This is a genomic window from Paenibacillus dokdonensis, assembly GCF_004916975.1.
Taxonomy (GTDB): Bacteria; Bacillota; Bacilli; order Paenibacillales; family Paenibacillaceae; genus Paenibacillus_AQ; species Paenibacillus_AQ dokdonensis.
Genome location: NZ_STGQ01000001.1, coordinates 309,850 through 323,003, shown reverse-complemented (window position 1 = coordinate 323,003; position 13,154 = coordinate 309,850). Strand labels below are relative to the sequence as shown.

Sequence of the window (13,154 nt, the reverse complement as noted above, 5' to 3'; positions counted from 1 at the left end):
TTCCTCCTCTACTTACAAGCGATATTGAATGATTACAAGAACGAGCAGAAGTACGGTTTCGATCCCCTCATTCAGTGCGCCGTAGGTATCTCCGGTCAGGCCGCCGAGCTTTCTGGTCATCCGCCGTGCGGCCCATGTTCCCACAGCCCATGCGGCTACCGGAAGCACCAGCCAGGACAAGCCCGCCTGCAGGAATGTAAAATCCCCGATTCGTAGCCATGGAAATAATGCGGCTATTATGCTGGTCAAGAGTGCTGCACCCGGCACCGCCAGCAAGCTGTGACGCTTCTCCATACCGTTAAAGTTCTTTCCGGCCAGGCCTTCCTTGCCCCGTGCCATCGGCCAGGATGCCATCGCATGAACCATGAACCAACGGCTCCATATAGGAGGCAGTAAAATCATCAAGGGAGGCCAGCCGCCGGTCAGCAGAGAATAAATCAGCGATGTCTTGAGCAGCAGGAGCAGCACGCAGGCGAGCACCCCCATTGCACCAACACGACTGTCCTTCATAATCTCCAGCATCTGCTCACGCGATCTATAGCTCAGCAGTCCATCCGCGGTATCCATCCAGCCGTCCAGATGCAGCCCGCCTGTCAGGGCGACCCACAGCGCAAGAATCAGTACCGCCGCAGGCAGCGGCGGCAGCAGGTAAGACACCGCAGCAGCGAAGCACCAAACAACCGCGCCAATCGCAGCACCAACCAACGGGTAGAAACGCGTGCTTTGCCGGAAAAGCTCCGGCGTATAATCCAGCTGCGCTTTCACAGGAAATCGGGATAGAAATTGAAAAGCGGCTGCCAGCGCCTGCGTTCCCTTGTTCATAGCCGGTACTCCCTGCTCTTCAGCTCCACGGGTATGCCGACGGTCACGAGAAACACCTGGTCGCATACGCATGCCACCAATTGATTCAATATACCTGCGTAGTCCCTGAACAACCTGCCGAGGGCATACTCCGGCACAATACCGTCTCCGACCTCGTTAGTCACGAGTACAAGGGGTCCTGGGTAAGCCTTGATCTGCTCCACCAGGGTATCGACTTCTTCACGAATACGAAGCTCCATGTCTTGCTGCCCTTCAACCGCTAAAATTACATTGGACAGCCACAAGGTCAGACAGTCCACCAGCACTGCTGGTGCTTCCGACCTCGAATGCCAGGACTGAAGCAATTCAGAGAGATGCAGCGGTTCTTCTACCGTTCGCCAGGTAAAGTCGGTCTGATTCCGCTGCTCCTGATGCAGGGCGATCCGTTCCTTCATCTCCTGATCAAAGGCCTGGGCTGTCGCCACATATACCGCCTGATCCGTATGCGCCATGATCCACCGCTCCGCAAAGGAGCTCTTCCCGCTCCTGGCTCCGCCTGTCACCAGAATACTCATAGCTGCTCCGGCGCTTCGCTTCCGGAAATCCCTGCGCTCTCAAAGGTGGCCATTTCGCTGACGATTCGGCATGCTGCATCAATCAGCGTCAGCCCGAGCACCCCGCCGGTTCCTTCACCAATACGCATATCCAAATCCAGTCCCGGGCGCAGATCCAGCGCCTGCAGCAGCAAACGATGTCCCTGCTCGTGAGAAGCATGGGATGCCACCATATACGCGGCAACCTCCGGAGAAATAGCCCGCGCCAGAAGTGCTGCTGCACTAGAAATAAATCCGTCAATAACGACAGGACAACGGTTTGCTGCGGCACCCAGAATGACTCCTGTCAGGCCGCCGATTTCGAGCCCTCCGACCTTGGACAGCACGTCGATGGGATCTGCTGCATCCGGCGCATTGAGATTTAGTGATTTTTCAATCACGGCGATTTTATGCTTCAGGCGCTCATCATCGAGACCTGTGCCGCGTCCGGCTGCTTCGCTGGGCTTCGTATTGGTCAGGGCGCACATCACTGCCGCGCTGGCCGTCGTATTGCCGATGCCCATCTCCCCGGTTACAAAAATACGAACGCCGCGCTTTACCGCTTCCTCTACAACCCGGATGCCGGTCTCAATGGAGCTTTCTGCTTCCTCACGTGTCATTGCCGGTCCTTTGGCCATATTGGCTGTACCGAAACGAACCTTGCGGGAGACCAGATTCGGATGCGAAATATCATTATTTACGCCGATATCCACACACACCACTTCAGCTCCGGCTTGTCTTGCCAGCACATTGACCGCCGCACCGCCGGACAGGAAGTTAAAGATCATTTGCGTTGTGACTTCCTGCGGAAATGCACTGATCCCTTCTTCACATACACCGTGGTCTGCAGCCATGACGATAACTTCCCTTTTCTCAAAGGAAGGCTTGATTTCTCCCGTTATTCCTGCCATCTGCACAGCGAGTGATTCCAGCTTCCCAAGGGCACCGGGAGGAACCGTCAAATTACCGATATGTGCTGCTTCCGCGCGGGAAGCCTCAATGTCGAGGCCCGTGATCCCTTTAACATATTGTTCTAAAAATGAGTTCATATGTTTTCCTCCCAAGGTCAATCATTTCATTATATATCTACAGAATATCTAATCTACAGAGTCTGCCTGGATAAAAGCACCTGCGGCACGCCGCTTGCGGGATGGGCAACGACGACAGGCTCCACCTCATAGACGGATCGGATGCGATCCGCCGTCAGCATTTCCTCAGGTGTGCCCATGCCAACCTCTCTTCCGTCACGCAGAACAAGCAGCTTGTCGCAGTATAACGCAGCCAAATTGAGATCATGCAATACGGCAATAACGGTTATTCCCGTTTCTCTCCGCCAATTGGCCACCAGCTCCATGAACTGTTGTTGATATCGGATATCGAGAAAGGTTGTCGGTTCATCGAGCAGCAGAATTTGCGGCTCCTGGGCCATTACCTGTCCCAAAGCCACACGCTGCCGCTGTCCGCCGCTCAGCTCATCAAGGGGGCGTTCTGCGAGCTCATGCAGCTCCAGCTTATCCATAATACCTTCGAGGAGTGAATCCACATCCTCCTTGGAGTCGCGTCCGAGCCAGTCCAAATACGGATAACGCCCCATCTCAAGCACTTCTCTCACGGGATAATGAACGGGTGCGATTCCTTCCTGCTGAAGCACGGCCATCATCCGCGAGAGCTGCTTGCGGCTAAAGTCTGCGACATTCCTGCCGCGGATGTTAATCATACCTGAACTTACCCGCTCAACTCCCGAAAGCAGATGCATTAGCGTTGATTTACCGCTCCCGTTCGGACCTATGATGCCCCACCACTCGCCTTCGCCAATGGTCCAATCCAGGCCATTCAGCGCGGAGATGCTCCCAAACTGTTTGCCTGCGCCCTTTACCTCGATCAAGAGCTTCTCCCCCTTCGCTGCTTCTTGCTGCGGTACAGCAGATAGCCAAAGAACGGTGCGCCTACGAAGGCAGTCACTACGCCTAGTGGAATCTCTGTTGGGGCCAGTACGGAACGCGCAAGCGTATCTGCCCACACCATAAATATACCACCGCCGATTGCCGAAAGCGGAACAATATACCGGTAGTCGGGACCCGTTATCAGCCGGATCGCATGCGGGATGACCAATCCTACAAAGCCGATCACCCCGGCCATTGACACGGCGGCAGCCGTCAGCAGCGTACTGACCAGAAGCACAACAATCTTAAGCCCCTCTACATTCACACCCAGATGTGCCGCCTGACGCTCACCGAGAGACAGCAGGTTAAGAGAACGTGCCCGGCTCCAGATGAGCAGGAATCCTACCAGAAAATACGGCAAAAGGATGGCCGTATACGACCATCCACGCAGGCTTAAGCTGCCCATTGTCCAATATAAGATTTCATTGACCGTCTGCTTGGACATCGCCGTCAGAAAAGAAACGATCGCCCCAAGAAAGGACTGCATCACAACACCTGAGAGAATCAGGCTGTTCGTTGGAACTTTGCCTCCCTCACGGGCTAGAGCCATAACGCTCCATAATGTCACTGAACCGGTGACAAAGGCCACCGCAGGCAGCGTCCAAGCCCCGATCAACGAGTACTGCATACCAAAAAAAATGAGAAGCGACGCGCCGACCGCCGAGCCGGAGGATACCCCAAGCGTAAACGGATCGGCAAGCGGATTCCGCAGGACCCCTTGAAATCCGGATCCCGCTACCGCAAGGGCTGCACCGACCAGCATGCCTAGCAGCACGCGGGGGAGCCGCACCTTGATGATGATTTGCTCAAAGGACGGATTCCATGTCGGATGAATCGCATCTCCGATCCAAGGCAATCGGTGAAGCACAATGAGAGCAATATCCTTGATCGGCAGTGCGACCGAGCCGATCCCCAGACAGATCAGCAGGGTCAGCAGCAGCAGTACGATGCCAATCCCTCCGTAACCTGCCAGTTTTTTGCTCATTATTTAAACAGCTCCGGATAAATGGCTTTCGCGACTTCCTGAAGACCTTGAGTTACACGCGGACCTGGGCGGCTCAACAGGTTGTCATCCAGTCCGATAACGGCCCCGTTCTTCACGGCTGTAATCTGGTCCCAGCCTCTGCGGCCCTTAATGATGTCTCCCAGACCCTTTTTGGTTTTGTCATCGATGACGCTTTTAGCAAACAAAATCACATCAGGATTATCCTTAATAATCTTCTCTTCGCTGATTTCATTCCAGCCCTGAGTATCTGCGGCCACATTGATTCCACCGGCAAGATTGATCAGTTCGTCCATGAACTCACCTTTACCTACGGTCCAGCCTGGAGAAAACTCGATATACACTTTTTTCTTCTGATCATCAGTCAAAGATTTGACAGCCTCTACAACCTTGCTCTCTTCCTCTTTCATCTGATCGACGACTTTTTTAGCCTCGGCCTGATGATCTGTAATTTGTCCGTATGTCTCCATATTCTTAATGACATCGTCCACGGTCTTCGGATCGGTTTTGAAAATCGGGATGCTGAGATCACGCAGCTTCTTCACCGCATCCTCGCTCATCGAGATACCTGTAAATACCACATCCGGCTCGGCTGCAATAATTGCCTCCTCATTCGGCTTCATAATGCCGCCCATCTTAGCCTTGGACTTTGCCGTTTCCGGATAATCATCGTAATCGGATACACCCACGATTTCATCATTCAGTCCAATCGCGAATAGTGCCTCGGTTTCAGCCGGGGACACCGAAACGATATGCTTCGGAGCTTCCTTGAATGTAAAGGATTGTCCTGTTGCATCCTGCAAGGTTAATGGGTATGTGGTTTTCAGACTATCTGTCTGGGCCGGCTGGGTCGTTTCCTGTTTGGCAGTTTCCGGCTGCTGTGCCGCTTGGCTATCCTTGGATTCATTGCCGCAAGCCGCAAGCGATAATGCGAGCAGCAGCGCTGCAATGCCGGTTGACCATCTTTTTACTGACGATTTCAAGTTCATGTACTGGTTCTCTCCTCTTTATGGTTTCTGTTTTTGTTGACACAAAAGAGGCCTGGCGGTATGGATTACCATGAATACTGCTTGACGGAATAATCACAGGAAAAACAAGCCTTCGGCGTGAAAAATACCAAAAGAGCGCATAAGCTTTCCCAACAAAAAACCCTGATTCTTGTATCAAGAACCAGGGATTACGTCTGCTCGGACTTTTGAGGCAGCAGCCGCGGTTAGACCGGTGCCACCAATCTGCACGTGAATTCGGCAGTGTACAAAAGTGCTAGATCGTAATCCTTTCCTCGAAGGACCGTCATTATTCTCATGAGGCAGGTCTCCTGACTTACAGGCTTGGCAATATCATCCCGGCCTTCCCATTCCTCCTACAGGCGGAACAGTGGCGTATGGGGATATACCTGTTTTACAGTGGCGGGACCGTGCCGGATTTGCACCGGCTTCCCTTTTCACCCGGAAAGAAATAAGCGGCATCAGCCGTTTTCCAGGACCTCATCAGTTATCATTATTCATTTATTGTCCAGGCAATGCATCTCTAGTTTCTGATTATAGGTGAAATGCTACATCCTTACAACGACATATTTCATAACAACAGCATGTTTGAACTAATGTGTGGCTGCCCCTCACGAGGAACCTTCATGCCCACGTCAGATCATCCGAAGATCCACGCCCGCCCAGCTCTCTCCTCTATGTTCCATCGTTAGAATGAGGAGATTGCCCGGCTCTACTCGGATATCCCAAAAGCCCTTGCCGGGCATGAGGAGGGATACGATTTGCCGGATTACGCCGCCATGAGCCACCAGAAGCACGGAGGCTGGTGAAGCGGATTTGTGCTTCTTTTCCCGTTCTGCTGAGTTCAGCATAAATTCCAGAAACGCTACAATTCTTCGTTCAAACGATACCCAAGCCTCACCCTCCGGAGGCGTAATATGCTGCGGATCATCCAGCCATTGCCGGTACAAGGCCACATCCTTGAGCTGATCATAGGTATGTCCTTCCCAATCTCCAAAATCCATTTCACGTAAGGCACTATCGTATGTGGCGCCTGCAGAAAGATCCGGGCGCACTGCATGTAAGCTTTCGCGGCAGCGTGCAAGATCACTGCAGTAGACGCTGCAAAAGGACATTCCTTTTAAGTTTCTCCGAGCAGAAATCATCTCCTCACGGCCTTGAAGGGTGAGGCTAAGATCCGTGTGTCCCAAATATCGCTTCTGTTCATTCCATAGGGTGGAGCCATGTCTCATGAGTACAAGCTCCATCCGCTTTATGTCCATAAGGTGCCCCCTACTCCCCAAACCACTAGCAGTGCAAGGACGACGAACAATACTGAAACCGTTAACAGAAGCCGGTTCGTGAGCCGGATATCCCTGGCTTCCATGGGTCTGGTCGCGTCGCCCATATACGCCCGGAACGAAGAAACGCCATGATACACATTCGTTCCCCCGAGCCGGATACCCAGCGCACCCGCAACAGCCGATTCGGGAAAGCCGCTGTTCGGGCTTGGATGCTTTCTTGCATCGCGGCGTACCATGCGGAAGGCGCGTTTGTATTCCATTCTGAGAATCAGCGCAGATAACGTAAGCAGAAGCGCCGTCAGCCGCGCCGGAATCCAGTTGGCGATATCGTCGAGCCTTGCCGATGCCCAGCCGAGATGAATAAATTTTTCATTCTTGTAGCCTACCATCGAGTCCAACGTGTTCACTGCACGGTATGCCATGGCTAGTGGAGCCCCGCCGATCAGCGCATACAAAAGCGGAGAAATCACCGCATCCACGATATTCTCAGCTACCGTTTCCACCGTCCCGCGTACTATTTCAGGCTCATCCAGTTGGGAGGTTTCCCGTCCGACAATCATGCCAAGACTGTTTCGGGCAGCCGGCAGATCACCTTTTTTCAAATGACGGTATACCTCCAGCCCCGCGTCCTTCAGTCCTTTGACGGCGATCGTCGTGGCGATCAGCACCACTTCTGCAGCCCAGGCAAGCCAGGGATGAATCAGGCTGAGCAGCTTTAGCAGCGCCCATGTGATGACGAGCGAGCCTCCAGCCACCAGCACCGGAAGCAGGACACCTGCCCTTTTCAGATTTTCAGGCTGAAAGCTGCGGCGAATCCATGCCTCCAGTTTTTTGATCGCTTTTCCCATGCCAATGACCGGATGCGGGATCCACCGTGGATCGCCGATCAGCAGATCCAGAATAAAGGCTGCTGCCAATATCACAATCGCCGTTAGCTCTGCTCCGCCCATGCCGTGATGAGTCCCTCCTTCACCGCACCATATACGGTTCGTCCAATCATTGCGCCGAGATGCGTTGCCGTTCCAGCATATTGATGCTCCACCGGACAGGCTGCGCTCTGGCTTACCCCCAGGATGATCGCATCCGAGGTTGTGCCTGTAGCCACCTGACCGTTCTCCGCATCGCGCACATTCAGATCGGCAAGGGCTGCCGCCTTGGCCTCCACGGCTGTCATCACCGCATTGACCATTGCAGCCTGAGTCAGTTTGGCATCAATGAGCAGCATAATGTTGACCGTTCCCGGGCTGTACGCCGGAAATGTTGTCCGCTCCGAGCCCGCTCTTGCGGCGTTGGAGGTCCCCGAGGTTACGCAGCAAAAAACAGCGGCCTCATCATTCTTCTCTTCCATCACGGATGCATTCCGCAGCTGTACTGCGGTTAATAGCCCCGCTGTCGTATCAATGGGATATCTCCATTCCCGCAGCCACTCGATCACATCACGCACCGGATCGGAGCAGTCATAAAAGCGGTCCACATAAATGTTGGTCATTCTCCGGAGCCGTGTCACCCCTCCGCCGTGAACCGCGCTTCCCATCGCTTCCAGCATCGACGGTGATTGCAGCAGCAGATGGCGTTCCCCCTGCTTCAGTACAAGACCGGGCCATACTTCAGATGCGTATTCCGTTCTCTCTCCGTCTAAAAATGGTGTTGTCACTTCATTTTCCCCCTTATATCTAATCAGAAATTAGCCAATGACTTCGTTCATAACCTTTAGCAGCTGCTGGTTGGCTTCCTGCGCTTTTACCGCAACCCGAATATATTCTTCTCCCAGTCCGGGATACATGGCACAGCTGCGGATCAGCACTCCCCTGCGGCCCATTTCTGTCTGCATGCTCTCCGCAGTCCATGGGGCCGGTAGACCGACCAGCAGAAAATTGGCTTCACCCTCGCTGACCTCACATCCCAGCTCCCGCAGGCCTAATGTGAGCCATCGCCTCTGCTCCGTAATCAGTCCAATCGTATCATGTTCATAGCTTTCGCCACTGTTCAGGCATGCTTCTCCTGCCAGAAGGGCAAGCCCATTGACACTCCAGGTCACCTGCTTGCCCGTCATGGCCTGCACCAGATCAGGATGTGCAGCCGCATAGCCAAGCCGAAGTCCCGGAATCGCATAAAATTTCGTCATGGACCGTACCAGGATGGTATGTGGATATTGTCCAAGCACCGGCAGCAGTGTCTGTCTTTTCTCTCCAGGAATAAAATCGATAAAGGCCTCGTCCACAACCAGATATGTACCGCAGCGCTCGGCCTCCTCAGCCAAATAGCGCATAATGTTCAGATCATACTGAATCCCGTTCGGATTGTTGGGCTGTCCAAGAAACAGGAGGTCCACCGCCTTCAGCAGTCCTTCTATCTCTGCAGCATCTGCCCTCCAGCCATGCTCACGGGTTCCAAACACCGACTGGACCTGTGCACCAAACTGTTCAGACAACTGCCTATATTCCGAAAAGCATGGCTCCACAATCCCAACCCTCCGGGGATGAAGTCCAAGTAATATTAATGCCATGCACTCCGCCGCCCCATTACCAATGCACAGCTGATCCGGACGGAGATTTATTTTGGCACTGAGCTGTTCCTTCAACCCGCGATGCCCCGGATCCGGGTATCGTATGATTGAAGGCAATGCCTGCTCCAACAGCTTCATCACTCCGGGAGGCGGCCCCAGCGGATTGATATTGGCGCTAAAATCCAAAAAGCCGCTCCGGCCATATGCCTCGGCAGCACTCTCCAAATCTCCGCCATGTCCGTATCTCTCAAGCATGAATGCTTTTCCTCCTGTCTTTTGACAAAGGTCATGATTGACTCCATTATTGCGTCATCCTTTCGACCCCGTCAATCCAAATTCTTTTTTGTTTCTTGCAATTGATTGGTTTACAATGGTATAGAGTGAACGAAGAAACAGATGTCCACCCCACTATTAAACAGGCCCTTAAACGGAGGAATCAAGCCATGCTGTTTATTGATAATCAAGGAATCACAGATCCGGCCATCAACCTGGCCATTGAGGAATTTACCCTGAAGCATTTGCCTATGGAGGAAGACAGCTACCTGCTGTTCTACATCAACCGTCCTTCCATCATCATCGGCAAGCATCAGAATACCATTGAAGAAATCAATCAAGAGTACGTAAAGGATAACAATATACAAATCGTGCGCCGTCTTTCCGGCGGTGGAGCGGTCTATCATGATCTCGGCAACCTGAATTTCAGCTTTATCACCAAGGATGACGGCCAGTCCTTCCATAACTTCCTGAAGTTTACCCAGCCGGTCATCGATGCGCTGCACGGCATGGGCGTGAATGCCGAATTGAGCGGACGCAATGATCTGCAGGTCGGCGAACAGAAAATCTCCGGAAATGCCCAGTTTGCTACCCGGGGCCGGATGTTCAGCCACGGCACGCTGATGTTCAACCTTAATCTGGATGATGTACAAGCTTCCCTGAATGCGAATCCCGAGAAGTTCAAATCAAAGAGCACCAAGTCTGTCCGCAGCCGGGTAGCTAATATCAGTGACCTGATGGATGGCAAAATGACCATTGAGGAGTTCCGCTCCGAGCTGCTCCGCGCCATTTTCAACATGGATCCCAAGGACGTGCCACAGTATCACCTGACCGAAGCCGATTGGGAGAAGATCCATCAAATCTCCAAAGAACGCTACCAAAACTGGGAATGGAACTACGGGCAGTCCCCTGAGTCCAACGTCAAGCATACCAAACGTTTCCCTGTCGGCATTATCGATCTCCGGATGGACATCAAGGATGCGCGCATTCAGGATATTAAAATATACGGCGACTTTTTCGGTGTGGGCGATGTAGCGGATATTGAGGACAAGCTGCGCGGCAAGCGCTATGAGGAATCCGAGGTTCGCGAGGCTCTGGCGGATATCAATATCAAGCATTACTTCGGCAACATCGAAATGGATGATTTTATCGGGCTGGTATTTTTGGAAGAATAGCATTACCTTAGGCGAGAGGGCCATGGCGATCATGGTCCTTTTTCATGTTCAATAATCCATATTTTAGAATGAATAATCATTTTTCAGAAACTAATCCGGCCTCCCTGTCGTCTAATCATTAACCAAATCAAACAGAGGAGCCATACCATGAAACGAATGACGGGCATTTCGGTCCTGCTGGTTCTGATGCTGTCGCTTGCCGCATGCGGAAGCGGAGATAAATCTTCTGCAGATCAACCCGCGGATACCGCAAAGACGGATACATCAGCAAACGACAACACTTCAGATAACAACGATACGAAACCAAGCGAAGATGATAAGGAAACAACCGGAGCGAACGCCAAGGATAACGAAAAGGACAGCCCTGCCGCCACGGCAGATCCCATGGATTTGTCCCAATACTACACGAGCGATAAGCCCATTGAAAAAGAAAGCGATAAAAACCATATTATATGGAAGCAAGGCAGCGTGACGCTCAAAGCTTCCCTCGGCAAACCGAACGAACAGGAAAGACCGGAAACGTCGCAAGTGGTCTCCTCCTTGACCGTGGATCAGAAGGATCACCATATCGAGGTCAAGCTCGATCCAAGACCATACAACATCCCTATGGCTGCGCTTTCGGCTGATGAGTCTTACCTGGCCTTAAGTGCCGAATACCATGAGACCAGCACGCTCGTCATCATCGATTTAAAAAACGAAACCTATTCCACCCTGAATCAGCAGCTCGAAAAAAAACGGCAAGAACAGACTCCAGATTCTCCCAACCTTCTCCTGGTCGCCTCAAGGCAACGTGCTGGCGTTCAGTTACGGTCTCATTTCCGAGCTCTCCTGGGGACTTTATGATGCGGATCAGATGAAACTCACCTTTATGCCTCCGGCGGAAGGCGTTCAAAGCTTGATCAGCACCTCCTACGTCATGTGGAGCAAGGATGGCCAAACCGTCAGCTATATCAGCGAAAATCCTTCGGATCAGATGAAGCTCTACCGTTACAGTATTGCCGATGATTCTACGGTCAAGGTCAGGGATCTGACGCGCGAGGAGTTCGACAAATTCCTGAAGTTCAGCAGCTATATTCTCAATGCATCCTAAAGTTCAATTGCAGGAAACCGCCAGCTGCCTGCTGCAGACCAAATGGCGGTTTCTTTTTTGCATCATGGATCATCCATGAACCAAGACAGCAAAAAAGCCGCCTTTCGGCAGCTTCGGAAATACGGGTTTATTTGTATTTTTTCCAGTCCATGCCGCTGTTCTCGAGCAAATACTCAAAGTCGTTGTCGCGGCGTTTTTGCTCCGCTTTACGCTCTTCCTCTGCTTTTTTCAGTTGGGCATCCTTTTTCTGCTGTTCCTCAGCCTTCAGCTCTTCCGACTGCTGCTTCAGCTTATTCAGGACATCGCTGCTCAGAAGATCCTTCAGCGTTGCCGGCTTGTCAGCCGCCTGCGGCTTCACGGCCGAATCCTGTCTTTTTTTCTTGGCCATATGATCAACTCCGTTTCACCCACATTATAGCAGGTTTATGCTAACACGTCAGGTTCAGCTGCAGCATAATTCCTTGTCCACTTCCCGGATTTGCGATACAATTTGGTCACTTGCTTCAAGATTTATGCAAAGTCCTCGCTTAACATGAAGGGAATGACCTCATTGAACCGCTCTCGTCTTGCCGATCTCAGCCTGCTTATAGTCGCCATGATGTGGGGATGCACTTTTTTAATCGTACAGCATGCGGTCAGAGTCCTGCCTCCGCTTGCTTTTAACGGTATCCGCTTCATAGGTGCAGCTATTTTGCTGGCTCTGATCATCACGATTCTTTACCGCAGCCAGTGGCGTACCATTAACCGCCGGATGCTGCTTCATTCCTGCCTGCTGGGCCTCCTTTTATTTATGGGCTATGCTTTTCAAACGGTGGGCCTGCTGTATACCACGACCTCCAATACTGGCTTTATCACCGGACTGTCGGTGGTCCTGGTGCCCTTTCTGGCGTTGATTCTGCTGAAGCATCCGATCTCCAGGTTTACCTGGCTGAGCGCGCTTCTGGCCGCCTGCGGATTGTATCTGCTAACCTTTGCCGGCACAGCGCTTGTCTTTAACAAAGGGGATTTCCTCGTATTTCTATGCGCGATCGCTTTTGCCCTGCATATCGCTTATACCGGAATTTTCGCGCCAAAATATCCCGCGCTGCCACTGGCTGCGCTGCAAATGGCCGTGGTCGGCGTTCTGAGCTGCATCGGTTCGCTTCTGTTCGAGGATATCGGCCCCATTGCTCAGACCATGGATCGGCTTGCGCAGCCGGAGGTGCTGTGGGCGCTGCTTGTGTCCATCGGACCGACCAGTGCTTTCGCGTTCTGGATACAAACCGTCTGCCAAAAATACACCAGTCCATCCCGGGTTGCCGTTATTTTCGCAATGGAACCGGTATTCGCTGCTTTGACCGGCCTCTGGTTTGGTGGAGAAAGACTGGGGATCGCGGCAGGCCTCGGCTGTATATGTATCTTTACGGGTATGATCCTTGCCGAATTGAAATCTGCGCCGCGTACGGTACAATAGAATGACCATACTTAGAGAAAAAAGGGA

At 52.5% G+C, this 13,154-nt stretch carries 15 protein-coding genes and 1 riboswitch; of the genes, 4 read left to right on the top strand and 11 right to left on the bottom strand.

Going from position 1 to position 13,154, the window contains the following annotated elements:
- Positions 1-12 precede the first annotated feature (12 nt).
- The 10 genes from cobS to E6W40_RS01605 all read right to left on the bottom strand — a co-directional run bounded on the left by cobS (position 13) and on the right by E6W40_RS01605 (position 9,391).
- A complete protein-coding gene (gene cobS / locus E6W40_RS01650; protein ID WP_136603883.1) occupies positions 13-822 on the bottom strand; it encodes an adenosylcobinamide-GDP ribazoletransferase in 810 nt (269 codons plus the stop codon).
- Positions 819-1,376 carry a bifunctional adenosylcobinamide kinase/adenosylcobinamide-phosphate guanylyltransferase gene (gene cobU, locus E6W40_RS01645; protein WP_136603882.1) on the bottom strand — a complete coding sequence of 186 codons (558 nt, stop codon included), beginning with the start codon at positions 1,374-1,376 and terminating at the stop codon, positions 819-821. Before cobU ends, cobS begins: the two co-directional genes overlap by 4 nt.
- Entirely contained in the window at positions 1,373-2,443 is a 1,071-nt protein-coding gene (gene cobT / locus E6W40_RS01640; protein WP_136603881.1) for a nicotinate-nucleotide--dimethylbenzimidazole phosphoribosyltransferase, read from the bottom strand. Before cobT ends, cobU begins: the two co-directional genes overlap by 4 nt.
- Positions 2,444-2,496: 53 nt before the next feature.
- On the bottom strand, positions 2,497-3,279 hold the full coding sequence (locus E6W40_RS01635; protein WP_136603880.1) for an ABC transporter ATP-binding protein: 783 nt from the start codon (positions 3,277-3,279) through the stop codon (positions 2,497-2,499).
- Positions 3,276-4,322 (bottom strand): FecCD family ABC transporter permease, encoded by a 1,047-nt coding sequence (locus tag E6W40_RS01630; protein WP_136603879.1) that lies wholly within the window; start codon positions 4,320-4,322, stop codon positions 3,276-3,278. Before E6W40_RS01630 ends, E6W40_RS01635 begins: the two co-directional genes overlap by 4 nt.
- Positions 4,322-5,329 (bottom strand): ABC transporter substrate-binding protein, encoded by a 1,008-nt coding sequence (locus tag E6W40_RS01625; RefSeq protein WP_136603878.1) that lies wholly within the window; start codon positions 5,327-5,329, stop codon positions 4,322-4,324. The genes E6W40_RS01630 and E6W40_RS01625 overlap by 1 nt, the downstream gene beginning before the upstream one ends.
- A gap of 302 nt (positions 5,330-5,631) precedes the next feature.
- Positions 5,632-5,845, bottom strand: a riboswitch (cobalamin riboswitch).
- 137 nt (positions 5,846-5,982) lie between these two features.
- On the bottom strand, positions 5,983-6,609 hold the full coding sequence (locus tag E6W40_RS01620) for a histidine phosphatase family protein (protein ID WP_136603877.1): 627 nt from the start codon (positions 6,607-6,609) through the stop codon (positions 5,983-5,985).
- Entirely contained in the window at positions 6,600-7,580 is a 981-nt protein-coding gene (gene cbiB / locus E6W40_RS01615; RefSeq protein WP_136603876.1) for an adenosylcobinamide-phosphate synthase CbiB, read from the bottom strand. The genes E6W40_RS01620 and cbiB overlap by 10 nt, the downstream gene beginning before the upstream one ends.
- On the bottom strand, positions 7,562-8,284 hold the full coding sequence (locus tag E6W40_RS01610) for an adenosylcobinamide amidohydrolase (protein ID WP_136603875.1): 723 nt from the start codon (positions 8,282-8,284) through the stop codon (positions 7,562-7,564). The genes cbiB and E6W40_RS01610 overlap by 19 nt, the downstream gene beginning before the upstream one ends.
- A gap of 30 nt (positions 8,285-8,314) precedes the next feature.
- A complete protein-coding gene (locus tag E6W40_RS01605; protein WP_136603874.1) occupies positions 8,315-9,391 on the bottom strand; it encodes a pyridoxal phosphate-dependent aminotransferase in 1,077 nt (358 codons plus the stop codon).
- A 188-nt stretch (positions 9,392-9,579) separates the two neighbouring features.
- On the opposite strand from E6W40_RS01605, the gene lplA reads away from it, so the two are divergent.
- From lplA to E6W40_RS01590, 3 genes are all read left to right on the top strand, one after another.
- On the top strand, positions 9,580-10,584 hold the full coding sequence (gene lplA, locus E6W40_RS01600) for a lipoate--protein ligase (RefSeq protein WP_136603873.1): 1,005 nt from the start codon (positions 9,580-9,582) through the stop codon (positions 10,582-10,584).
- Between the two features lie 147 nt (positions 10,585-10,731).
- Positions 10,732-11,427: a hypothetical protein gene (locus tag E6W40_RS01595; RefSeq protein WP_136603872.1), complete on the top strand. Its 696-nt coding sequence runs from the start codon at positions 10,732-10,734 to the stop codon at positions 11,425-11,427.
- A gap of 10 nt (positions 11,428-11,437) precedes the next feature.
- Positions 11,438-11,674 (top strand): hypothetical protein, encoded by a 237-nt coding sequence (locus E6W40_RS01590; RefSeq protein WP_136603871.1) that lies wholly within the window; start codon positions 11,438-11,440, stop codon positions 11,672-11,674.
- A 127-nt stretch (positions 11,675-11,801) separates the two neighbouring features.
- On the opposite strand, the gene E6W40_RS01585 is transcribed toward E6W40_RS01590, so the two are convergent.
- Positions 11,802-12,062: a YqkE family protein gene (locus E6W40_RS01585; protein ID WP_136603870.1), complete on the bottom strand. Its 261-nt coding sequence runs from the start codon at positions 12,060-12,062 to the stop codon at positions 11,802-11,804.
- A gap of 162 nt (positions 12,063-12,224) precedes the next feature.
- Here E6W40_RS01585 and E6W40_RS01580 point away from each other — a divergent pair, with 162 nt between their 5' ends.
- Positions 12,225-13,127 (top strand): DMT family transporter, encoded by a 903-nt coding sequence (locus E6W40_RS01580; RefSeq protein WP_136606781.1) that lies wholly within the window; start codon positions 12,225-12,227, stop codon positions 13,125-13,127.
- Positions 13,128-13,154: the final 27 nt, after the last annotated feature.

Excerpts from the sequence above, each read along its gene's own strand:
- cbiB (WP_136603876.1), bottom strand. The coding sequence starts at position 7,580 with ATGGGCGGAGCAGAGCTAACGGCGATTGTGATATTGGCAGCAGCCTTT.
- E6W40_RS01625 (WP_136603878.1), bottom strand. The coding sequence starts at position 5,329 with ATGAACTTGAAATCGTCAGTAAAAAGATGGTCAACCGGCATTGCAGCG.
- lplA (WP_136603873.1), top strand. The coding sequence starts at position 9,580 with ATGCTGTTTATTGATAATCAAGGAATCACAGATCCGGCCATCAACCTG.
- cobS (WP_136603883.1), bottom strand. The coding sequence starts at position 822 with ATGAACAAGGGAACGCAGGCGCTGGCAGCCGCTTTTCAATTTCTATCC.
- E6W40_RS01585 (WP_136603870.1), bottom strand. The coding sequence starts at position 12,062 with ATGGCCAAGAAAAAAAGACAGGATTCGGCCGTGAAGCCGCAGGCGGCT.
- E6W40_RS01630 (WP_136603879.1), bottom strand. The coding sequence starts at position 4,322 with ATGAGCAAAAAACTGGCAGGTTACGGAGGGATTGGCATCGTACTGCTG.
- cobT (WP_136603881.1), bottom strand. The coding sequence starts at position 2,443 with ATGAACTCATTTTTAGAACAATATGTTAAAGGGATCACGGGCCTCGAC.
- E6W40_RS01620 (WP_136603877.1), bottom strand. The coding sequence starts at position 6,609 with ATGGACATAAAGCGGATGGAGCTTGTACTCATGAGACATGGCTCCACC.
- cobU (WP_136603882.1), bottom strand. The coding sequence starts at position 1,376 with ATGAGTATTCTGGTGACAGGCGGAGCCAGGAGCGGGAAGAGCTCCTTT.
- E6W40_RS01605 (WP_136603874.1), bottom strand. The coding sequence starts at position 9,391 with ATGCTTGAGAGATACGGACATGGCGGAGATTTGGAGAGTGCTGCCGAG.
- E6W40_RS01595 (WP_136603872.1), top strand. The coding sequence starts at position 10,732 with ATGAAACGAATGACGGGCATTTCGGTCCTGCTGGTTCTGATGCTGTCG.
- E6W40_RS01590 (WP_136603871.1), top strand. The coding sequence starts at position 11,438 with ATGAAACTCACCTTTATGCCTCCGGCGGAAGGCGTTCAAAGCTTGATC.